Genomic DNA, 22862 nt, shown 5'->3' on the forward strand with positions numbered 1-22862 from the left:
TCATTAAAAAAATCGTAATTTCGATTTAATATACTGGATATCTTTTTATTACAAGTTTCAATCATCAATCAAAAACGAATCATTTATTAATCCTAAACCATAATCATCAATCATTATGAGATCAATCAAACTACTTTCACTTTGCTTTTTTGTCTTGCTTTCTACAACTGTTGTCACTGCACAAGACAAAGCAAAACAAATCGAAGATCTTTTAAATAAATACAACGAATACGGACAATTTAACGGTTCGGCTTTGGTGGCAGAAAACGGAAAAATAATTTTTAAAAAAGGGTTTGGTTCTGCTAATATGGAATGGAATATTCCAAACCAACCAGATACAAAATTTAGGCTGGGTTCTATTTCTAAACAATTTACCGCTTTGTTGATTGTAAAATTAGCCGAAGAAGGCAAAATAAAATTAGATGTTCCGATTACGACTTATTTGAAAGACTATCCAAAAGAAAATGGAGATAAAATCACCATTCATCATTTATTGACACATACTTCTGGAATTCCGAATTATACTAATGCGCCTAATTTTTTTAAAGACAAAGCAAGAAATCCGTATACTCCAGAAGATTTTGTAAAGACCTTTTCGAGTCTTCCACTTGAATTTACTCCGGGAGAAAAATTCAATTACAGTAATTCGGGATATTTCTTATTAGGTTATATTATCGAAAAAACTACCGGCAAAACCTACGAGCAATATTTGCAGGAAATAATTTTTACGCCTTTAAAAATGGTTAATTCGGGTTACGATCACAGCGATGTTATCTTAAAAAACAGAGCTGCAGGTTACGAAAAACAAGGCAAGAAAGTTGTTAACGCAGCGTATCTTGATATGAGCATTCCGTATGCAGCAGGTTCTTTGTATTCTACTGTAGAAGATTTGTATTTATGGGATCAAGCACTTTATACCAATAAACTGCTTTCAGAAAAATCAAGAGAATTGTTATTCAAACCTTACATCAAAGCTTGGAATGGTTTCTATGGCTATGGATGGTCTACTTATGAAGTACCAAATGGTGACAAGAAACTAAATGTTATTGAACACGGCGGAGGCATTAACGGGTTCAACACCATTATTTCGCGAATTCCTGCAGATAAAAATCTTGTCGTTTTACTAAATAATACTGGCGGAACTGTTTTGAGCGAAATGAATACTGCGATTCGTGCCATTTTATACAATCAGTCTTTCAATCAGCCGAAAAAATCATTGGCTCTGGATTTATTAGATATTTATGCAGAAAAAGGTGCTTTGGCTGGAACTGAAGCTTACAAAAAATTTAAAAATGACCCTACGTATGCTGTTAAAGAAGGCGATATGAATCGTGTGGGTTATCAATTACTGCAAGACGGAAAAAAGAAAGAGGCTATTGAAGTTTTTAAAATCAATGCAGAAACTTTCCCAAAATCTGGAAATGTTTATGACAGTTTGGGTGAAGCTTATTTAGCCAATGGCGACAAAAAGCTGGCTATTGTAAACTATAAAAAATCGGTAGAACTCGATCCAACTAATGAAGCTGGGAAAAAAGTTTTAGCAGAGATCTCGAAATAAGGTTCTGAGATACTGAGATACTGAGATTCTAAGCTGCTAAGAATTAAAATCTGCCTAAATTCAAAACTTAGGCAGATTTTTTTTAACTGAAACTTGAAACCTTAAACAAAATTTATTTCTTCGGTTTCAAAATCAACTTCGTAGACGTTTTTACAATTTCCTCTTTATTCAATTTCATTTTTCTAAACTTCCCTGCATTGTACATTTCGGCTTGATCGTCGTAATGTTTACTAAATGGATTTCCAGATTGTCCTGTTGGCAGAATACTCCAGCTGTTTTCTATATCTGCAAAATCGATGATTCTTCTGGTTGACGGACCGCCTTTGGTATAATATTTTCCTTCGTTATTAAATCCGAAAAACAAATTATTAATTACTTCATTGGAGCCTGGAGAATCAAACGGACCGACGTTAAATATACCGCGTAATGCTTTTACTTTTCCTAACGGATGCTCGTGTTCTACGGTATGTACTTTTCCCCATTTCCAATCTGAAATTGTATTCCCTAATTGATTTTGCAATGACGCCACGGCATCATGAAATGACTTTGAAACAATTTCTGCTCTGGTTTCTTTTACGTTTTTGGTTTTGACATTATCCCACCAAACCGAATTTTGGTTTGTAATTTGTCTTGCAATAATCTGTTTTCCGACAGAAATGTCTAAGAACAATTTAAAATTTTCTTTGCCCATTTCGTCTTCAAAAGTATTTCTCAAATACAGATAAATCCATTTGTTGTAAATCGTTGGCGCGACGTCTTCTAGATTGGTTGATCCTTTCCAAGATTTTAAAATATTTAGCGCTTCTTTTTCTTCGTTGGAAAGTGGTTTGTTATCTAAACTCGAAATCAAATTTTTAACCACTTCTGGTGCTACATTCGAGGTATTATCGTAAATCATTTTTGAAATAGCTTCTTTATCCCAATCTGATTTTCCATCCAATAATCCTGAGATTCTTTTTGCGCGGTCTTCGGGCAGATAATACCCTGGATACAAGTAACCGTCATCAATAGTTTCCGGCTGATTATTCGCCGAATAGACATATCCCCATTTTGGATTTTCTGCCGATGGATTTTTATCAAAATCTAAAAATCGAACAATATCATCTTTACCGCTTGTTCCGTCCAAAATTAAATGTGTGTTTACGCCTTCATTATGACGGTATAATTTTCCAGAAGCCCACCAGCCAATATTTCCTTTCGCATCGCCGTACATTACATTTAATCCAGGCGCTGCAATTAATTTGACAGCATTTTTAAAATCTTCTTTGTTTTTAGCATGCGAAAGTCCATAAGCCGCATCCAGAATCTGGATTGGCTGACTCGTATAGGTCCACAACATTGCGATTGGATTTTTCTTTTCCAAACGGTCTATAAAATCATTCATGATTGGTCCATGACGACTTGATTTTATTGTCAGAACCACATCCGAAGTATCTTTTACCTTTATTGTTTTCTTTCTGATTTCATATTTCCCGAAACCATCTGGAGTTTCATATTGATTTGGATCACCGCCTAAGGTTCTTTCCTGATAAAAATCAATATCATCATTTTCAAACATTGTCAATCCGTACGCATAATCTCGATTATGTCCCAAAAGCGGAAACGGAGTTCCGGCCAGATAACAACCGTATAATTCAAATTTTGGCGTTATCAAATGTGCTTCGTACCAAGTTGCCGGCTGCGAAAAACCAATATGCGGATCATTAGCAAAAATTACTTTCCCCGTTTTTGATTTCTGCGGTCCTACAACCCAGCTGTTACTGCCAATAAAAGGCGGGATCGGTGATTGATCCAACATTGCCGATATAGATTTTGAAATCTCGGTATATTCTTCGGTTTTCTCTTTCGAGATTTTAATTCTTGTGGTATTAAATTCGCCTTCGATTCCTAAATCTTTCAAATATTCAACCCCATATTTGTTTTTAATATCTGTCAGCAAAGGATCTGATTTCTGCGCCATAGCAAAACTGAAAGACATATATCCAAAAATATTGTAAACGTCTTTTATGGTAAATTTTTCTTTTTTAACCCCAACCAAAGTAAATTCAATCGGCGTTACTCCTTCCTCCAAATATTGATTAATTCCGTCTAGATAAGCTTGCGTCATTTTATAACTTTCGCTGTTTTTGTCCAGTTTGGCAATCGCTTTCGCGGAAGCTTCTTCAATTCCAATTCCAGCAAAAAACTTATCGTTCTGCAATGCCACCGATCCAAAAAGTTCAGAAAGTCTTCCCGGCGCAATACGACGAAGTAATTCCATCTGCCATAATCTTTCCTGTGCGTGTACATAACCCAGCGTGGTCATGGCATCTTTTTCTGAATCGGCATAAATATGCGGTACTCCAAATTCATCAAAATATACTGTGGTTTCTTTTTCGATGTTTTTTAATTCTAATTCACCTTCGTATTTTGGTTTTAGATGAAAAATATATGCCCAGATACCAATCGCAAGCACGACAATTACAATTAAAAGAGCCAGAAAGATTTTTCTAATTATTCTCATATTTTAAAAAATAAATAAAATTTGCATGATGTAACTTTTCTGATAAATTTTATAAGGGACATCATTTTTAAAAGTCTAAATTTATGTAATAAAAATTAATAGCATAAATGTCGATCTATAAAAAAATAGCAATTGCCGTAGTTTCTATTTTCGTTTTTGTGATTTTAATCAATATTGGTCTCAATTATTGGATAAAAAAACAATTACCCAAATTGATACATGAGAACAATAAAACAGCTTATAATATCAACTATGAAAAAATAGAAGTTTCTCTTTTTTCTCGAAATATTTACGCTCAGACACTTTTGGTAAGTCCTAAAAACGAACCAAAAGACAGTAAAAACGGTTTGTTTTCTAAAATCGAATCTATAACCATCAAACATTTTAATATTTGGGATTTAGCATTCAACGATATTATTCAGGCAGAAAGTATTATTGTCAATAAACCCCGAATTATTTTATACAAAAAAGGCGAAAAACTGCTGAACAATAAAAAAAGCATCAAGACAGAAATTGTTGAGCCTTTTAGAAAAATCATTGCCGTAAGAAATATTTATTTGAATGAAGGAACTGTTGACGTCGTTTCTTTAGACAATGATAAACCTCTTTTCAGTGTTAAAAAAATCATTTTAAAACTCGAAGGAATTTTAATTACAGATACAACTCTAAATGAAAAATTACCGCTTCGATACGAAAAATATACGTTAATCTGCGATAGTTTATTTTACAGACCCAGTCATTTTTATCATATCAATATTGGAAAAATCAGCACCGAAAACAATTATGCAAAAATTAATAATTTCAGTCTAATTCCGCAGTATGAACGAAAAACTTTTGTTCGTCAGTTAGAGAAAGAAAAAGATATTTATACCATAAAATTAGATTCCGCCGACATTAATAAAATGGATTGGGGATTTAAAAACGAACGTTTTTTCTTCAAAGTCAATTCTATCGTCATGAATCATGTAAATGCTAATATTTACCGTGGTAAAATGCCGAAAGATGATTTGAGCAAAAAATACCTCTACAATCATTTACTGCGAAATATCAAATTTCCTTTGCAAGTTGATACTTTACAAGTTTTAAAATCCAAATTGGTTTATGAAGAAGAAATTGATTTTTCTAAAGGTCCGGGCGTTTTAAATTTTGATCGTTTTAATTTGCAGGCAACAAATCTGCGAAGTGGTTTTGGACTAAAGAAAACCGACGATGTAAAAATCAAAATCAATTGTATTTTTATGAAAACGTCTCCGCTGAATGTCAATTGGAATTTTAATGTTTTGGATAAAAAAGACAGTTTTCACATTCAAGGTTCTATTACCAATTTTGACGTAAGAGCAATGGGAAATTTCAGCAAACCGTATATGAATGCTTCTTTTACAGGAGTTTTTAATAAATACAGATTTAATTTTTACGGAAATGATATTACTTCAAAAGGAAATGCTTCTCTTGATTATGACGATCTTAAAGTAAAACTTTTCAAAAAGAAGAATCCTGAAAAAGAAGCAAAATTAAAAAGTGCCATTGCCAATTTATTAGTCAAAAATGATTCTAAAGACAATGCAAAAACCGCCGATGTTGAATTAGAACGTATTCAGGAAAAATCATTCTACAACTTTTTATGGCGCAACATCGCCGAATCTTTGAAGAAGATTTTGATTTAATTTTTTTACCACGAATTACACGAATTTTCACGAATTATTATTTTTAAATGGTGTGCAAAAAATTGTGCAATTTGTGCAATTCGTGGCTGCATTTTACAAACCTGACAATTATCAGGTTTTCAAAAAAAATATTTTTTTTCATTTGTTTCTATTTTAATCCGAATACAAATGACAAAAAATAATCTGCATACTTTTCATATTCCGGTTATGGGACTTGCTTATACCATTGACAGTCCGATTCGAGTGGCACAATACGGAATTTCGTCTGTTATTGCCCTTGCCGATGATGATTTGATCGAAAAGATGCGAAACTTTTACAGTACAAAATTTAATTTTCCGTACGAGGAAATCAGCCAGAAATTTCACGATTATCGCGCCGAAAGAATTACTTCTTATCTCAACTTGGTCGATAAAATTGTAAAAGAAAAATTCGAAAATTTCAAAACCGAATTAGCCGAAAGCAAAACCGCGGTAGAAAATTTCATCAACACACTTCCGAATACTTCTGACATAAAAAAAGGTTTTCAAAATTTGCTGGAAGACGGAATTTCTTTTAAAGAAAACATTCAAAATTACATCGAGTCGCATCTATTTCCTGGAGAAATAGACGTAAATATCATGACGAAATTAGACAAAGACAATTTCATCAAAAATGAACAGCTTCCGATTGAGTTTAACGATGCGCATGCTGCTTTGAGAGGTTTTGCAAAAAGTAATTTAGAATCGTCTGTTGTACTTTCTGCAGGAATGAATCCGAGACTTTTTAGTTATTTTGAAAATTTCGATGCTTTTTTTCCTGATGAAAATAACAAACTGAAAAAGAAAATCATTTTAAAAGTAAGTGATTTTAGATCGGCAATGATCCAAGGAAATTTCCTAGCGAAAAAAGGACTTTGGGTTTCTGAATATCGAATTGAATCGGGATTAAATTGCGGCGGACACGCCTTTGCTACAGAAGGACTTTTATTAGGGCCGATTTTAGACGAATTCAAGGCAAAAAAAGAACAATTGGTACAATCAGCTCATGATTTAATGATTAAAGCTTTAGAGCTAAAAAATAAAAGAATTCCAAACACTCCTTTAGAGATAAAAATTACGGTTCAGGGCGGTGTGGGAACTTCTCAGGAACATGATTTTTTATTAGACGAATATAAAGTCGATTCTATTGGCTGGGGTTCACCATTTCTATTAGTTCCAGAAGCGACTTCTGTCGATCAGGAAACCCGAAATTTATTGATGAATGCCAAAGAAGATGATTTTTACCTGAGTAACATTTCGCCTTTGGGAGTTCCGTTTAATACTTTGAAAGGAACTTCTAACGAATTTTTAAAACAAAAACGAATCGAGGAAAATAAAGCAGGAAGTTCATGTCCAAAAAAATTCCTAGCATTGAGCAAAGAATATGATCCGCACGGAATTTGTACGGCTTCAAAAAAATATCAGGATATTAAATTAGAGGAATTAGAAAGCAGAAAAGATACTATTTCTAAAGAAGAATTTGAAAAAAGCAAAATCAAAATTACCGAAAAATCATGTTTGTGCGTTGGTTTGGCAAATGCTTCTTATTTAGAAAATGATATTAAAATTAAAGGTCAGGCGCAAGGTGTTGTAATTTGCCCTGGGCCCAACTTAGCTTATTTTGATCAGGAAGTAAGCCTTAATGATATGATGCATCACATTTACGGACATAAATCGGTTTTAAGAACCCCCAATCGACCAAACCTTTTTATCAAGGAGTTGAGAATGTACGTGGATTATCTTAGAAATGAAATCCAATCATTTTCTGGGGAATTCTCAAACGCTCAATTAAAAAAATGGAATGCTTTTAAATCAAATTTGTTAGATGGAATTGAGTATTATAAAAATTTATTTGAATCGACCACAGCCTTTAAGGGAGACTTACCACAACTCGATTCTTGTAGATCCGAATTAGTAGGTATTGCAATTCCGGTTAACGAGTTGGTTTAAAATGAAAAACCCCAAATTAAATTGATAATTTGGGGTTTTCTATTTTTAATATATAAATTATTCTTTCTTCTTGTTTTTACTGTCAATTACAGCTCCGGTACCAGTTCCTAAAGCAGCTCCGGCCAAACCGCCAATAATGGCACCTTCCCCTTTTCTCTTACTGACAATAGCTCCAGTCGCTGCACCTACACCGGCACCAATTACGGCACCTTTAGCGGTTGCGCTCCAGCCTTTCTTTTTTGCTGCAGGCGCTGATGCTGCTGTTGCTGTTCCGTCATTTTGATGCACAACTACAACTTTTTGTTCTGCCGCTTTTTGTTGAGCTTGTTGCTTTTCTTGTAAAGCTTGCATTTCAACTTTCATAGAATCAATAACTTTTTGTTTATTGATTTCAACTCTCATCGAATCTATGCTGGCTTGTTTTGCTCTGTTTATTTCTTCTTTGCTTTGCTTCTGACACGAGACAATAGACAAAGACATGGCTGCGATAAATATATATAAGGCTTTCATGATTGTAGTATTTAAAAAATTATACACTACAAATTACTAAAAATCTGCTATATTGATTATTACAGATTTTTACGTAAAGTTTATAAAATTATAAGATTACATTTATTACACAGATTAACTGAGCGTCTTTTATACTCTCTGTCATTTCGAAAGAAGTAAAAATTCTACACAGAATGTCGCCAATCTTTGTGGAGTTTCTTACGAAGATTTCTCCTTCGTCGAAATGACAAATTGTATGATTTTCATCTACTTAAATAAAAACTTTGCGCCTTTGCGAAATATTCTTTTTTATTTCCCTAAAATTCCTTTTTTCAAGATTTGTCCAAAGTCATACATATCTTCGTAAGAGCAATATAGCGGAACTGGAGCCAGACGAATTACATTTGGTTCGCGCCAGTCTGTAATTACTCCGTTTTTCATCAAATAATCAAATAAAGCTCTACCTTCTCCATGCAAAAATACCGATAATTGAGAAGCTCTTTCTGCTGGATTTGAAGGTGTAATAACTTCAAAATTACCTGCAACTTCTTTATCAATTTCGTGAAGAATAAATTCTAAGTAAGAGGTAATATGATCACGTTTTTTAATCAAAGCATCCATTCCAACTTCGGCAAACATTTCTACAGAAGCCAAATATGGCGCTAATGAAAGAACTGGTAAATTACTAATCTGCCATCCGTCTGCACCATGAACAGGATCAAAATTCGGTTCCATTTTAAAACGACGTTCTTTATTATGTCCCCACCAACCGGCAAATCTTGGAAGATCTGAATTGTGATGTTTTTCATGTACAAAACATCCAGAAGCATTTCCAGGTCCTGAGTTCATGTATTTATAACTGCACCAAGCTGCGAAATCTACATTCCAATCGTGAAGTTCCAGTTTGATATTTCCGGCAGCGTGTGCTAAATCCCAACCGACTTTTGCTCCCGCTTTTTGTCCGGCTGCAGTGATGGTTTTAATATCAAAAACCTGACCTGTATAATAGTTAACTCCTCCAATTAAAACTAAAGCAAGTTCATCTCCAACTTCTTCGATTTTGGCTAAAACATCTTCTAGACGAATATTGTGTTCGCCTTCTCTTCTTTTAATTTCAACAATGGCATCTTCAGGTTTATATCCGTGAAAATTCACCTGACTTTGAAACATATATTGATCTGACGGAAATGCTTTTTCTTCGCAGATAATTTTATAACGTGTTTTTGTCGGCTGATAAAAAGAAACCATCAATAAATGAAGATTTACCGTTAAAGTGTTCATAACCGTAACTTCTGACGGAAACGCACCGACAATTTTACTCAATGGTTCTGCAAATCTTTCTTGATAATCCCACCAAGGTTTTTCGGCATAAAAATGACCTTCGACAGCCAGTTCTGCCCAATCGTTCATCACTTCATCAATATAAGCTTTGGTGCGTTTCGGTTGTAATCCTAAAGAATTTCCTGTGAAGTAAATTACTCGTTTATCATTTACTTTAGGAAAAATAAATTCGTTTTGATAATGATTTAAAGTATCTTGAGTATCGAGCTGCTGTGCAAACTCGCGTGTATTTTGAAAAGTCATTGTGTTTTGTTTTGCCTGCTAAAATAACAAAAATTGTTTGTTTTGTTTAAAGTTTCATGTTGATATTCTTTGCGTGATTTACCGCAAAGTGCGCAAAGATTTTTTATAAAGGTTAACGTTTACAAACGCAAAGAACGCAAAGCTTTGTCTTAAAAACATTTTTGCGAGCTTTATATAAAATATAGCCCAAGGTTTCAATGTTGGGTACACAAAGATTGGAACACGATACTTACCCAAGGTTGAAACCTTGGGCTATGTTCTGAATAAATTGCGAAATGATTATATAAAAAGCTAGCCACAGATTAAAAGATTAAAGGGATTTTTAAATCTGTGTTAATCTTTATAATCTGTGGCTAATAAATTCCTTGCGTACTTTGCGGTAAATTTCACAACGAACGTGAAACTTAAAACCATTTAAGAACAAAAAACCCGACACGTCTTTAAAACTTGTCGGGTTTCTTTATAAGATAAATTCTAATTATAGAATTAACATCGCGTCTCCGTAAGAATAGAATTTGTATCCTTCTTTAATCGCTTCTTCGTATGCTTTTTTCATTAAATCATGTCCACAGAAAGCAGAAATCATCATCAATAATGTTGATTTTGGCGTGTGGAAGTTTGTAATCATACAGTTTGCAATACTAAAATCGTGAGGAGGGAAAATAAATTTATTTGTCCATCCTTCGTACGGATTCAATGTATTTGCAGAAGAAACAGAACTTTCGATCGCACGCATAGAAGTTGTTCCGACCGCACAGATACGTTTTCTTTTAGCTTTTCCTTCATTTACGATATCACAAGCTTTTTGAGTAATGATTAATTCCTCAGAATCCATTTTGTGTTTTGATAAATCTTCTACCTCAACTGGATTAAAAGTTCCTAAACCAACGTGTAAAGTTACCTCAGCAAAATTAACTCCTTTGATTTCTAATTTTTTCAAAAGGTGTTTAGAGAAGTGTAAACCAGCAGTCGGTGCCGCTACAGCTCCTTCTTCTTTTGCGTAGATAGTTTGGTATCTCTCAGCATCTTCTGGAGTAACATCTCTGTTGATATATTTAGGAATTGGAGTTTCTCCAAGTTCTGTCAATTTGTTTCTAAACTCTTCGTAAGAACCATCATATAAGAAACGTAAAGTTCTACCACGAGAAGTTGTATTGTCGATTACCTCAGCAACTAATGAATCATCGTCACCAAAATAAAGTTTATTTCCGATACGGATTTTTCTAGCTGGATCAACTAAAACATCCCAAAGTCTTTGCTCAGAATTTAATTCTCTTAACAAGAAAACTTCAATTCTAGCTCCAGTTTTTTCTTTGTTTCCGTACAAACGTGCAGGAAAAACTTTTGTATTATTTAGAATTAAAACGTCTCCGTCATCAAAATAATTGATAACATCTTTAAACATTTTATGTTCGATTGTGTTTTTTTGGCGATCAATTACCATTAAACGAGATTCATCTCTATTTTCTGCTGGAAATTCAGCTAAAAGTTCTTTTGGTAAATTGAAATTGAAGTGTGATAATTTCATATTTGAATGGTAGATTTTTAAATATCTATTTTAGACTTATTTATCCAAAATTGTAAATCGGTTGCAAATATACGATTGTGAGATAGGCGTTGTCAAGTGTTTTTGCGTTTATTTTCAAAAGTGCTTGATTTTGTGTTGTTTCAAACAATAAAAAAATTGCTTTTTTGTAATTTTTTAACCATATATAATTTTAAACCCTATAAGAAATATAAGTTCATATTAACTGGAATTGTTATTTTTATTAAATCCCAAAAAACAATAAAAAAACCTCCAGTCAAAACTGGAGGCAATTGATATTGAAAATTTAGCAATTAAACTAAAATGAACTTATATTACTTATATGGTTTAAAAACTATAATTCTGAAACTTCAAATTTTAATGCTTTTAAATCATTCCAAAAATCTGGATATGATTTTGAAACTACTTCGGCATCATCAATGATAATTGGCACTTTTAATGCCAGCGGTGCAAAAGCCATCGCCATACGATGATCGTTGTAAGTAGCAATTCTCACATTATGATTGATGTTCTGGGAAGCATTCAAAGTTAAACTGTCGTTGGTAACTGAAATAGCCGCTCCTAATTTTGTTAACTCGATTCTTAAAGCTTCTAAACGATCTGTTTCTTTAATTTTTAAAGTATGAAGACCTGTCAAGTGACATCCGATTCCGAGACCTAAACAAGTTACTACGATTGTTTGTGCAATATCCGGTGTATTGTTTAATTCAAAATTTACTGTTTGGTAATTGAAATTTTCTTGTTTTACCAAAGTCATTTTGTTTCCGTCAAAAGTAGTTTTAATACCCAGTTTTTCATAAAGAGAAACTAACTCTGAATCTCCCTGAAGACTGTTTTCTTTGTAACTGGTCAAAGTGATTGATGCTGTATCTGCCAAAGCAACCAAACTGAAAAAGTACGATGCCGAACTCCAATCTGATTCTACAACCATTTCTTTGCTTTCAACAGCTTCTTTTGGAAAAACTTTAATTACGTTTCCTTCAAAACTAGTCTGAATATCTAAGTCTTTCAACAAAGCCAAAGTCATTTTGATGTACGGAATTGAGGTAATTTCGCCTTCTAAAGTCAATTCTAAACCATTTTCTAGTTTTGAAGCTACTAATAAAAGTGCCGAAATATATTGACTGCTTACATTTGCAGCCAAATTTACTTTTGAAGCTGTAACTTTTTTTCCTTTAATTCTAATTGGCGGATAACCTTCTTCTTTTTCATAAGAGATTTCAACACCCAATTGTGCTAAAGCTTCAACTAAAATTTTAATCGGGCGTTCCTGCATTCTGCTAGAACCTGTCATAACCACTTCTCTGTCTGCGTTTACAGCAAAATAAGCCGTTAAAAAACGCATCGCAGTTCCGGCGTGGTGAATATCTACAATTTCGTCATTTCCTACTAAGGCTTTCTGCATTACTTCGCTGTCATCAGAGTTTGAAGTATTGGCTAAAGTAATATTCGGAAATAAAGCTTTTAAAAGTAATAAACGATTGGTTTCGCTTTTAGAGCCTGTAACCGCAATTTGACCTTGTAAATTTTTATGATTGGTTTGTAGTAATAAATTCATTTTAGGAGTGTTATTTTGTGCATTTTGGCAAATTTATTTTAAAAAAAGCATACACCAAAACTTTCCCTGCACATATCACATTATTTTAATTTATCGTTGTTTTTATGACGGTCTTTATCACGAACCGATTTTAAATCCATTTTTTTGTCAAAAGCGGCTTGCAAATCTATCCCTGTTTGGTTTGCCAGACATAAAACAACAAAAACAACATCTGCCAATTCTTCTCCTAAATCTTTATTTTTATCGCTTTCTTTTTCAGATTGTTCTCCGTAACGACGTGCAATAATTCTGGCAACTTCACCTACTTCTTCTGTAAGCTGTGCCATATTAGTTAATTCGTTAAAATAACGAACACCGTGTTCTTTAATCCAGGTATCAACGTCTAATTGTGCGTTTTTTAAATCCATTTTTTAAGCTTTTTTCAGTACTATTTTTTGATTTTGACTGGTAATTATTTTCTGAAAAATATCTTTTAAACCTTGATAATTTTCTACCGCAAAAATACTACTATTAATTTCCTGTAAGCTGCTAAATTGAATTTTGTTTCCGTCATTAGAAATATTCATTGTAAAACTGATTGTTTTATCTTCCAGCGAAAATCGCACAGGAGCCGGCATCGATTCTACCACATAACCAGCAGGAATCTCTAAATTGAGATTATACTTTTCTAAACTTGGATAACCGAGATACACTGCCATTTGTCTGTTTTCCTGATTAAAAGGATTTTTAGAATTTCTAAAAAACAGCATTGGATTGATAAAAATCTTGTCACCAATAATTTCTATCTGATTGTCCGATTCAAATGAAAAAGTTTCTGTGATCGGTTTAGAAAAATTGCTTTTTTTATTTTCAACACTATATCCCGAAATTTTTAAATCTCCGAGTTGTTGTTCTAATTTTTCAAGATAATTTTCTTCGCTTTTATCGCTGTTGCGAATTCTAAAACGATAAGCATCATAATCAGTATATTGTACTCTAACTTTTCCCTTTAATTTTCCTTTATCATCAAGCTGTACCAATAGGTTGGACATTTCTTTAGAATTTACAGCTGGAACGAGATCAATTTCTTTAGACGTTCCGTCGCTTTTAATAAGTCTTCCTTTCCAGTTTAGAAGATTTAAAGGAAGAATATTTGGAGTTGTAAATTTACGAGAGGCATCAAGCAAAATTTGGTTTCCGTCTATTTCTGCTGCCGCAATTACATAGTTAAATCCAGTTCTTGTCGGATAAACCGGAACTCCATTTTCTAAAGTACTGGCCAAAACAGGATTTGCTTCTATTCCTGCCAGTTTCAACATATTTATCAGAATAAAATTAATCTCGGCTACATTTCCTGTTTGTTCTGTATAAGCTTTTAAAACTCCCTTATCGGTATAGTAATCGTTTTTTTCGTTCCAATTTATTTTATTTTGAACGAATTGAAAAACAAGATTCATCCTTTCTTCCAGACTGGTTACGTTTCCTAAAAGTCGTTTTACATCGTCCAGCAAAAAGTCTTTTTTATCCAGTTCTTTTCCAAAATGTTCATTTTTATAAATTGTCGAAGCCACGCCATCCCAAGTCATTGTATAATCCTTAACCGGCTGATCCGGATAACGGATTCTTTCTAATTCGTGCTGAATGCTTCCTTTAAAATTATCAGGATTATTAACAAATGGTTCGTCGGTCAAAGGCGGAATATCTTTCCCACTATAAATCGAGCTTATTTGTTTATATGAAATATTAGTAGTTTGCGAATGTTCATTTTCAAAAGAACTGCTTCCGCTTGTAAATTTTGTATCACTTTCTATAGGCTGCCTGCCGACTAATATGGTTTTATAAATGTAATATTCTGGAATATTGGTTTTGTATTCGAAGTAATTGACCGGAATTTCATATTGAATATCAAAATCAGGAAGTTTTACAATATTTTCTGATTTTACGGTGTAGCTGTATTCTAAAATAGAGCCGACTTTTACATTAGGAAGTGTTATTGTTTTTTCTCCCCAATATTGATTAATTTTCTTTTTGAAAGTTCCCTGACTATTTAATTTCGTTTTTACGACAGCACCATTTTCGAGATTATAGGTTACCGCGTTTTTAAATTCTAATTGATCCGGATTTAAATTTTCGTAGCCAATATAAAAACGCACTTTCTGATCGGCCCATTTCAGCCCTTCTTTTTTATAAATTTTAATTTTAAATTCATAAACACTGCTGGCCGAAAAACCCGTTTTTACATTGTAGGTAAAAAAAGTTCTTCCTTTTTTAAACAAAATTGCAGCTGGAGCAGTTGTGTCCACTTTATTTACTTTTTCTTGTAACTCTGCAACAGTTACTTTTCCTAATTCATAATTTTGAGCATTGATTTTAGAAACCAAAAAAAGTAAAAACACAATTGTATAAAATCTCATTTTTTTTAAATCTTTTTCAGAACTATCTTCTGCGTTTGTTTTGCAATCATTTCTTTGTAATATTCTCGTATTATTCCGTATTGATCTGTGGTTACAATCGGTACGTTAATTTGATGGATAATCAGGAGTTGCAGCATATTTTCATTAACTGCAATATTGTATTTAAAAGTCCCCAGCCCTTCTTCCATCACTAATGCATTGGCTGAAGGAATTGTTTCTAAAACAAAGCCATCTGGAATTCTAATATTAATATTGTATTTCTCTAAAAAAGGAAATCCAAAATCTATCGGATATTCTCTTTTATCTTGCTTAAAAGGATTTTTAGTACTGGCAAAAAACAGCATCGGATTAATATAAATTTTATCACCGATCAATTCGCACAAGTCGGTTCCAGAAAAAGAAAAAATTTCAACCGGAGACAGTAAAATATCATTTATATTGATTTGAGAATAATCTCTAATTTCAATTTTCCCCAGTTCTTCTTCAAGACTGTCCAAATAGTTGTCTTTTTTAGCTTTTTCAAACTTATTTCTAAAAGCCATTGCATTGTATTCTGTAAACTGATGTCTTACTTTTCCGCTGATCTGTCCGTTTGCTTCAATTGCATAGTCAACGGTAATATTATCTAAGGATGTTTTTTTAGGCGCTAAATCGATACTTTCAGAAGTTCCGTCTTTACGAATTAATCTTCCAAACCAATTTAAAGCTCTTAACGGAAGTACATTCGGAGCCGAATATTTGTCTGTGGCATCCAAAAGTATCAATTCATCCCCGTTTTCGACCGCAGCGATTACATAGTTGAATGCAGATAAAGTCGGAAAAAAAGCAATTCCATTAGAACGTGTGCTTGTCAAAACCGGATTTGCCTTTAATCCTGCATGACGAAGCATTGCCGTCAGCATTAAATTAATATCGGCACAATTTCCTGATTTATCTTTATATGCTTTTCTTACCCCTTTTGCACAGGAATATCCCACATAGTCGTTCCAAGTAACGGTTGACTTTACGTAATCTAATATTGCTGTAATTTTTGCGTTCGAAGTATTTTTTCCTTCTAAAAGCTTTTTCAAATCATCTTCAAAATAACCTGTTTTATTAAGTTCTGGTCCAAAATTGTCAAAATCATAAATTGTTTTAGCAACGTTTGTCCAGTCATTAGAAAATGATTTGTAAAACTGTCCTGGTATGGCAACGCTTTCTAATTCGAAAGAAATACCGCTTCTGTAATTATTAATATTATTGACATAACTTTCTTCCTTCATTGCTGGAAGATTCTGAAACAAATAGCTGGTTTCTATTGCACTGTAACCATAAGTATTGGCAACTTTAGAAATCACCTTTGGTGTATATATTCCTTTAATATTTTTCTTAAACACATACGGATCGGGTATAATGGTTACAAGTTCAGAATAATTTACTGGAATATTTTCTTGAAAACTCCAATCACTCAAATAGCCACCCCATTCTTTACATTCATATTCAATAATAGAACCTTCTTTTACATTAGGGAATGTTATTTTTTTTATCCAGAAATCATTATTTGTTTTCTCAACAAACTCGCTCTCAGAAGTCAGTTTTGTTTTAACAATTTTTCCGTCAACCAAATTATAAGTAGCGGCATTTACTATTTCGACATTATTTGATTTTCCTGCCGGACAATAGAATTGAATATTGGATAGATTATATCCCCCGTTTTTATAAATTTTTACTTTTTTGCGAGTAACTTTCTCTGTACTCCCATTCATTTTCAGATTCATTTTTACATGACTAAATAACACAGCGCCGACAGCAGCCGAATCTTGTGGATGGACTTTTTCTTCGAGCGCTGTAATAGTAATAGTGCCAAATTTTGAATCTTGAGCATTACTTTTCAGCATTATAAAAAACAGCAAAAAAAGTAGAGATATATTACGCATTTATACTAGATTCTTTTTAAAACAATTTTTTCTGTCTGTTTCGCAACTAGTCCTTTGTAATATTCTTTTAGCATATCATACTGTTCTGTCGAGATAATGGCCTCATTGATCTGGTTGACAACAGTCAATTGTAGAACATCCTCATTAACAGCTATATTAAATTTAAAGCTTCCGACATTATCTTCCATGTTAATTGCAGAAGGCGTTGGCAAAGTTTCTACCGTAAAACCTTCTGGAATTTTTATTGTTACATTGAATTTATCTAAAAACGGAAAACCGAAGTCTACTGGATATTCTCTAACTTCTTGTTTAAACGGATTTTTTTCGTTGGCAAAAAACAATAATGGATTGATGTAAATTTTTCCGCCGATTACCTCACATAAATCGTTTCCAGCAAAAGAATACGTTTCGATTGTAGGAAGCAAAATGTCTTTTACATTATTACGTGAGTAATCGCTGATTTCAATTTTTCGATTTTTGTTTTCTAATTTCTCTAAGTATTCTTCTTCTTTAACTCCTTCAAGACTCATTCTTGTTTGAAAGGCATTATAATCCGTACATTGTCTTCTAATTTTACCCGTAATTTTACCTTCTGGCGCAATATCGTAACTCATAAAAACAATATCATTTGAGTTCTTTCTCGGAATTAAATCAATGTCTTCAGAAGTTCCATCTTTTCTAATTAATCTTCCGTGCCAGTTTAAAGTTCGAACCGGAAGAATATTTGGTGCCGAAAACTTATCCGAAGCATCTAATAAAACCTTTCCTGCAGGCGTTTCTACCTCAGCAATAACATAATTAAAAGCTGTTCTGTTTGGGAAAATCGAAATACCATTTGAACGTGTACTAACTAAAACCGGGTTGGCATCTAAACCTGAATATCTTAACATTGCTGTAAGCATCAAGTTAATGTCGCCAATATTTCCAGAACCTTCTTTGTAAGCTTTTCTAACTCCTTTATCGGTTCCATAACCCATAAAATCATTCCATTTTACTTTTGATTTTGCAAGATTCAAAACAATCAGTATTTTTTCTTCCGGCGTTTTTGCATTTGCTAATAAAGGCTTTAAATCATCTTCAAAATAGCCGGTTTTATTTAATTCTGAACCAAAACTATCCAGATCATAAATCGTTTTTGCTACAGATTCCCAATCATGCGAAAGCACTTTGATTGGCGCATTTGGGTATTTTATCATTGATAATTCCTGCTCTAAGCTTGCTCTGTAATTATTGATATTATTTACAAAATCTTCTGATTTCATTGCTGGAATATTTTCCAGTAAATATGTTGTTTTTGTTTCTAGATAATCTACTTTACTTGTTGAAAAATTAGTCTGCACGACATAAAAACCTTCCCTTTCTTTTTCCGTAAACATAATGCTTTTGTTGTTTTTCTCTACCAAAACTTTCGGAAAAATATATCCTTTTTGTCTGATATTAAACACATAATATTCTGGAACAAACGTGGAGAATTGTGAAAAATTCACCGGTATTTCTTCTTGAAATTCCCAATCCGGCATCCAGCCGATATTTTTGGTACGAACAGTATATTTGTATTCTATAATAGAACCTTCTTTAACATTCGGGAAAGCAATTTTTTTTCGTCCGCGATATTTATTTACTTCTTCATCAAAAAAACCGTCGCTCTTTACTTTTACTTTTTCTACTTTACCATTTAAAAGATTGTAGGTATAAGCATCAGAAAAAGTGACCATTTCTCTGCTGTTACCATCTAGATAATAAGCTACTTGCTGATTCGCATATTCGTAACCGTCCTTTTTATAGATTTTTATTCTTGTTTCTACGTCTGTCGCAAGGATGAATCCATCAGTTTCATTAAACTCTATTCTAGCGTTTCCTCTTTTGTACAAAATAGCAGCTGTCGCGGCAGAATCTTTTGGATGCGTTTTTTGTTCTAATTCAGCAATAGATACTTTTCCCAATTTAAGATCCTGTGCACTTACAAAAGTCGCAAGGAGTAAAAAAAGAGTACTACTTAATAATTTAGCGATTTTCATTGTTTTTGGTTTTGGTTGGTTTTGATTTATTTTTGGGTATGTTTATTAAATTTTAGTCAGAATGATTTTGGCATTATCATTTCTGGAAACTTGTTCCATAAAAAGGCGGTATTCATCATATTCTTTGTTTGAATATTTTCCTTTATTAAGAAACATTGATCTTTTATAAATTAGTTTATTGTTTTCTTTTTTGATGATTTCTGTTCTGTATTCTCCAAATTTCCCTTTCAATTCATAGTTAGAAGGAATAAATTCGATATTAAAACCCGATGGCAGATTAATTTCAATTTCATCTGTATCCAAATAACCTCTCTGAATTTCGAATGGATTTTTTCTGTTTCGAATACGCTTTACACTTCCATCTGTCTGATTAAATGAATTCAGAACAAACATCATTTTGTTTCCCGAAATTGCACCATAGTTGGAAGCGCTCAACTGGATATCTTCGATCAAGCGAATATTTTCTTTATCATTTGTAATATTGATTTTACCAAGTTTTAGATTATTGATGTTATCCCAATATTCTTTATAATGTTTTTCTTTTTCTGTTGGCTGTAAATGTTCTACTCTTGATTTTATGCTGTATTGAGATCCTTCAGAAATGATTGAAAGCGTTCCAGAAAAATTTCCGTTTTCATCTATAGTATACACTCCTTTGTCTTTTTGTGTATTGCCATTATCCTCATATATTTTTGTTCTGACAATTTCGCCTCCTTCTGGCTTAATTACCAAAACATCTCGATCATCTGTAAATGTTCCTTGGTAACCAAACGGATCGTCTTGACTGGTACATTCGAGCCAAGTATAATGATCGCCATTCGGAATTGACAAAATCATATGATTTCCCTGCATAGAAACAAAATCGGCTTCGATATTTGTTTTACTAGGATCTCCATATAAAACAGTATTGTATGACGGAACATCTACTGCCTGCAGCAATGCTTTCGTATAATTGGTTAAAGCTTTACAATCGCCATATCCTAACCTGTCTACATCTGAAGCCAGCATCGGTTTCCAGCCTCCAATACCAACCTGAATGCTTACGTATCTTGATTTTTTCTGTACAAAATCGTAAACTATTTTTGCCTTTTTAATAGGATCTTTTTCGTTTCCGACTAAGGCTTTGATTTTCGTTTTGGTTTCTTCTGGAAGATCTGTTGTTCCGGCTAAAATTTTATCATAATACCATTTTCCGAAATCGTTCCAATTTGTTCCGTTTCCGTCTACGCCTTCTAAATGAAAACGCTCTAAGCCCATCAATACTTTTGGAAAAAGCGTTGAATATGAAGGACTTTTATCTTCTCTTTTCTGCGCAGGAATATTGGCTATCGTATAGGAAAGCTGTGTGTTGGTATCAACCGTTTTTTTTATGTTGAAATTTTCAAATTGGTATTCTTTTTTCTTAAAACCTAAGTCGGCAGGATACGTAACATTTAAAACCGATTTTTCTATACTGTAATTAAAACCATGAAGTGGTATCCATCTGGGAATAAATGCCGTTGCAGAAGTCTGCACTTCGCTGTTAAATTCTACTGTAAAAGGATAGGAAACTGGAGTGTAATCTAAAAACAAATATCTACTGTCTGAAAAAAGTGTTCCGCCTCCTACTACGCTTTGATCTCTAAAATCTTTTCGCTTGATTTTTTTGATTTCCTTTCCAGTACCGTCATAAATTATGACTTCGATATTTTTTACTGATGTTGACTTATTGTAAAATTCATAAGCATCTGTTACATCAAAACCGCTTTCATTAAAAACCGTTACAACGCGATGTGTCTTAGCAACCATGCTTCGTTGTGATAAAATACTAATATCGTTCTGATCTAGACGAACAACTGCATTTGCATTTTCTTTTAAACTATCAGCAATAGTCAGAACAGAATATTCTGGTTTTTGAGCATTAGAAAATAGCGAGAATAATAAAAAAATAAACGAGTAATAAGGGCTTTTCATTAGTAAGGAATTTCGTCAAATATATATTATTTTGAGAAACTCTTAACAAATGTTTAGTTTATTTTTATTCTTTATTTTTACTGTCAATTAGAATCGTTACAGGACCATCATTTAACAGATTTACTTTCATATCGGCGCCAAAAATTCCGGTTTGAACTGTCTTTTGAAATTCTTTTTCTAAAGTTTTTACGAAATTCTCATACATCGGAATTGCAAAATCTGGTTTAGCCGCTTTTATATAAGACGGACGATTTCCTTTTTTTGTTGAAGCATGAAGTGTAAACTGGCTTACAACAATTATATCGCCGTCAACATCCTGAACCGAGCAGTTCATGACGTCATTTTCGTCTCCAAAAATCCTCATTTTTATAATTTTTCCAACGAGCCAATCAATGTCTTCTTGAGTATCTGCATCTTCAATCCCGACTAATAATAACAGCCCTTTCTGGATTTCGGCTACTTTTTTTTGATCTACTGTTACGGATGCTTCTGAAACTCTTTGGATAACTACTTTCATTATAATTGTAAATTGTGGTTTTTTACCACAGGTTAAAGGATTTTACAGATTTTAACTATGCGTTAAATGCACTGCAGTGCATCTCTACAATACAAACGTTCGTTCTTGAATTGGTATTTGGAATTTCATTTTGACAAAGATGATATTGGAATTTAAAACCTTACTTTCTGGTTTCATCACTCGCCGCGCGATCTTCTCCGTAGGTATCTGTACGATAGTGTTCGTCGTCGCCTTCTAAGATTTTAAGGTAACTGCTGTAACGAGACCAAGCAATTTCGTCTTTTTCTAATGCTGTCTTTATAGCACAATGCGGTTCTTCTTTGTGTAAACAATTGTTAAACTTACATTGATCTTTTAATTTGAAAAATTCTGGAAAATAACCGCTGATTTCTGATGGTTCCATATCTACAATTCCGAAACCTTTGATTCCTGGAGTGTCAATAATTCGCGCATCAAAAGACAAATCATACATTTCAGCAAAAGTTGTAGTGTGCTGTCCTTGTTTACTTTGTTCTGAAATTACCGAAGTTTTTAAGTGTAAACTTGGTTCCATTGCATTTACTAAAGTCGATTTCCCAACTCCAGAATGTCCAGAAAACATACTGACTTTACCAATCATCATTTCTTTCAGCTTGTCAACACCTTTATTTTCTGTAGATGAAATTCGAAGACATTTATAACCGATTTCAGTATAAATATGCTGCAGATAAAGCTGATCGTCTAAAGTTTGTTCTGTAAGTGTATCTATTTTATTGAAAACAAGAATCGCTTCAATTCCGTATGCTTCTGCAGTAACCAAAAAACGATCAATAAAACTTGTCGTTGTTGGCGGATTATCGATTGTAATCAGCAAAAAAACTTGATCAATATTCGATGCAATAATGTGAATTTGTTTAGATAAATTAACCGATTTACGAACAATATAGTTTTTTCTTTCGTGAATATTGTGGATTGTTCCCGTTACGGCATCAGAAGTTTCATCTAATTCATAATCAACAATATCGCCTACAGCAATAGGATTGGTACTTTTGATACCTTTTATTCTAAATTTCCCTTTCATACGGCATTCCACAAAATCTCCTGTTTCAGATTTTACGGTGTACCAGCTTCCTGTAGATTTATAAACGGTTCCTGTCATTCTTTAATTTTAGGTTTCTGATTTTAGATTTTAGATTTCTCATTAAACCTAAAAAGT

At 33.1% G+C, this 22862-nt stretch carries 15 protein-coding genes; 3 read left to right on the forward strand and 12 right to left on the reverse strand.

All coding sequences use genetic code 11. The features are described 5' to 3' along the window. Window positions 1-115: 115 nt before the first annotated feature. Window positions 116-1558 carry a serine hydrolase gene (locus ACFSC2_RS00090; RefSeq protein ID WP_379817219.1) on the forward strand — a complete coding sequence of 481 codons (1443 nt, stop codon included), beginning with the start codon at window positions 116-118 and terminating at the stop codon, window positions 1556-1558. A 112-nt stretch (window positions 1559-1670) separates the two neighbouring features. On the opposite strand, the gene ACFSC2_RS00095 is transcribed toward ACFSC2_RS00090, so the two are convergent. Then, window positions 1671-4061, reverse strand: coding sequence for a penicillin acylase family protein (locus tag ACFSC2_RS00095; protein WP_379817220.1), 2391 nt, complete (start codon window positions 4059-4061; stop codon window positions 1671-1673). A gap of 107 nt (window positions 4062-4168) precedes the next feature. On the opposite strand from ACFSC2_RS00095, the gene ACFSC2_RS00100 reads away from it, so the two are divergent. Continuing rightward, window positions 4169-5725, forward strand: coding sequence for a hypothetical protein (locus tag ACFSC2_RS00100; protein ID WP_379817221.1), 1557 nt, complete (start codon window positions 4169-4171; stop codon window positions 5723-5725). A gap of 168 nt (window positions 5726-5893) precedes the next feature. Then, the gene (locus ACFSC2_RS00105) at window positions 5894-7693 is read left to right on the forward strand and encodes a hypothetical protein (protein ID WP_379817222.1); all 1800 of its coding nucleotides are present in this window, start codon (window positions 5894-5896) and stop codon (window positions 7691-7693) included. A 57-nt stretch (window positions 7694-7750) separates the two neighbouring features. Here ACFSC2_RS00105 and ACFSC2_RS00110 read toward each other — a convergent pair whose 3' ends face one another. The 11 genes from ACFSC2_RS00110 to rsgA form a co-directional block, all read right to left on the reverse strand. After that, entirely contained in the window at window positions 7751-8203 is a 453-nt protein-coding gene (locus ACFSC2_RS00110) for a YMGG-like glycine zipper-containing protein (protein WP_379817223.1), read from the reverse strand. 288 nt (window positions 8204-8491) lie between these two features. Next, a complete protein-coding gene (gene kynU / locus ACFSC2_RS00115) occupies window positions 8492-9766 on the reverse strand; it encodes a kynureninase (protein WP_379817224.1) in 1275 nt (424 codons plus the stop codon). Window positions 9767-10244: 478 nt separating this feature from the next. Continuing rightward, window positions 10245-11294: a tRNA preQ1(34) S-adenosylmethionine ribosyltransferase-isomerase QueA gene (gene queA, locus ACFSC2_RS00120; RefSeq protein WP_379817225.1), complete on the reverse strand. Its 1050-nt coding sequence runs from the start codon at window positions 11292-11294 to the stop codon at window positions 10245-10247. 352 nt (window positions 11295-11646) lie between these two features. After that, entirely contained in the window at window positions 11647-12870 is a 1224-nt protein-coding gene (locus ACFSC2_RS00125; protein WP_379817226.1) for a 3-phosphoshikimate 1-carboxyvinyltransferase, read from the reverse strand. 80 nt (window positions 12871-12950) lie between these two features. Beyond that, a complete protein-coding gene (locus tag ACFSC2_RS00130; RefSeq protein ID WP_012022600.1) occupies window positions 12951-13277 on the reverse strand; it encodes a nucleotide pyrophosphohydrolase in 327 nt (108 codons plus the stop codon). A gap of 3 nt (window positions 13278-13280) precedes the next feature. After that, window positions 13281-15263 carry a DUF3857 domain-containing protein gene (locus ACFSC2_RS00135; protein WP_379817227.1) on the reverse strand — a complete coding sequence of 661 codons (1983 nt, stop codon included), beginning with the start codon at window positions 15261-15263 and terminating at the stop codon, window positions 13281-13283. Window positions 15264-15268: 5 nt separating this feature from the next. Further along, on the reverse strand, window positions 15269-17140 hold the full coding sequence (locus ACFSC2_RS00140) for a DUF3857 domain-containing protein (protein ID WP_379817228.1): 1872 nt from the start codon (window positions 17138-17140) through the stop codon (window positions 15269-15271). Between the two features lie 44 nt (window positions 17141-17184). Continuing rightward, window positions 17185-19197 (reverse strand): DUF3857 domain-containing protein, encoded by a 2013-nt coding sequence (locus tag ACFSC2_RS00145; RefSeq protein ID WP_379817229.1) that lies wholly within the window; start codon window positions 19195-19197, stop codon window positions 17185-17187. 45 nt (window positions 19198-19242) lie between these two features. Further along, window positions 19243-21150, reverse strand: coding sequence for a DUF3857 domain-containing protein (locus ACFSC2_RS00150; RefSeq protein WP_379817230.1), 1908 nt, complete (start codon window positions 21148-21150; stop codon window positions 19243-19245). Between the two features lie 64 nt (window positions 21151-21214). Beyond that, on the reverse strand, window positions 21215-21667 hold the full coding sequence (dtd, locus tag ACFSC2_RS00155) for a D-aminoacyl-tRNA deacylase (RefSeq protein WP_379817231.1): 453 nt from the start codon (window positions 21665-21667) through the stop codon (window positions 21215-21217). Window positions 21668-21827: 160 nt separating this feature from the next. Then, the gene (rsgA, locus tag ACFSC2_RS00160; protein ID WP_379817232.1) at window positions 21828-22805 is read right to left on the reverse strand and encodes a ribosome small subunit-dependent GTPase A; all 978 of its coding nucleotides are present in this window, start codon (window positions 22803-22805) and stop codon (window positions 21828-21830) included. Window positions 22806-22862: the final 57 nt, after the last annotated feature.

It is taken from the genome of Flavobacterium artemisiae (assembly GCF_042678225.1).
In the GTDB taxonomy this organism is placed as follows: Bacteria; Bacteroidota; Bacteroidia; order Flavobacteriales; family Flavobacteriaceae; genus Flavobacterium; species Flavobacterium artemisiae.

Excerpts from the sequence above, each read along its gene's own strand:
- ACFSC2_RS00090 (WP_379817219.1), top strand. The coding sequence starts at position 116 with ATGAGATCAATCAAACTACTTTCACTTTGCTTTTTTGTCTTGCTTTCT.
- ACFSC2_RS00095 (WP_379817220.1), bottom strand. The coding sequence starts at position 4,061 with ATGAGAATAATTAGAAAAATCTTTCTGGCTCTTTTAATTGTAATTGTC.
- ACFSC2_RS00100 (WP_379817221.1), top strand. The coding sequence starts at position 4,169 with ATGTCGATCTATAAAAAAATAGCAATTGCCGTAGTTTCTATTTTCGTT.
- ACFSC2_RS00105 (WP_379817222.1), top strand. The coding sequence starts at position 5,894 with ATGACAAAAAATAATCTGCATACTTTTCATATTCCGGTTATGGGACTT.
- ACFSC2_RS00110 (WP_379817223.1), bottom strand. The coding sequence starts at position 8,203 with ATGAAAGCCTTATATATATTTATCGCAGCCATGTCTTTGTCTATTGTC.
- kynU (WP_379817224.1), bottom strand. The coding sequence starts at position 9,766 with ATGACTTTTCAAAATACACGCGAGTTTGCACAGCAGCTCGATACTCAA.
- queA (WP_379817225.1), bottom strand. The coding sequence starts at position 11,294 with ATGAAATTATCACACTTCAATTTCAATTTACCAAAAGAACTTTTAGCT.
- ACFSC2_RS00125 (WP_379817226.1), bottom strand. The coding sequence starts at position 12,870 with ATGAATTTATTACTACAAACCAATCATAAAAATTTACAAGGTCAAATT.
- ACFSC2_RS00130 (WP_012022600.1), bottom strand. The coding sequence starts at position 13,277 with ATGGATTTAAAAAACGCACAATTAGACGTTGATACCTGGATTAAAGAA.
- ACFSC2_RS00135 (WP_379817227.1), bottom strand. The coding sequence starts at position 15,263 with ATGAGATTTTATACAATTGTGTTTTTACTTTTTTTGGTTTCTAAAATC.
- ACFSC2_RS00140 (WP_379817228.1), bottom strand. The coding sequence starts at position 17,140 with ATGCTGAAAAGTAATGCTCAAGATTCAAAATTTGGCACTATTACTATT.
- ACFSC2_RS00145 (WP_379817229.1), bottom strand. The coding sequence starts at position 19,197 with ATGAAAATCGCTAAATTATTAAGTAGTACTCTTTTTTTACTCCTTGCG.
- ACFSC2_RS00150 (WP_379817230.1), bottom strand. The coding sequence starts at position 21,150 with ATGAAAAGCCCTTATTACTCGTTTATTTTTTTATTATTCTCGCTATTT.
- dtd (WP_379817231.1), bottom strand. The coding sequence starts at position 21,667 with ATGAAAGTAGTTATCCAAAGAGTTTCAGAAGCATCCGTAACAGTAGAT.
- rsgA (WP_379817232.1), bottom strand. The coding sequence starts at position 22,805 with ATGACAGGAACCGTTTATAAATCTACAGGAAGCTGGTACACCGTAAAA.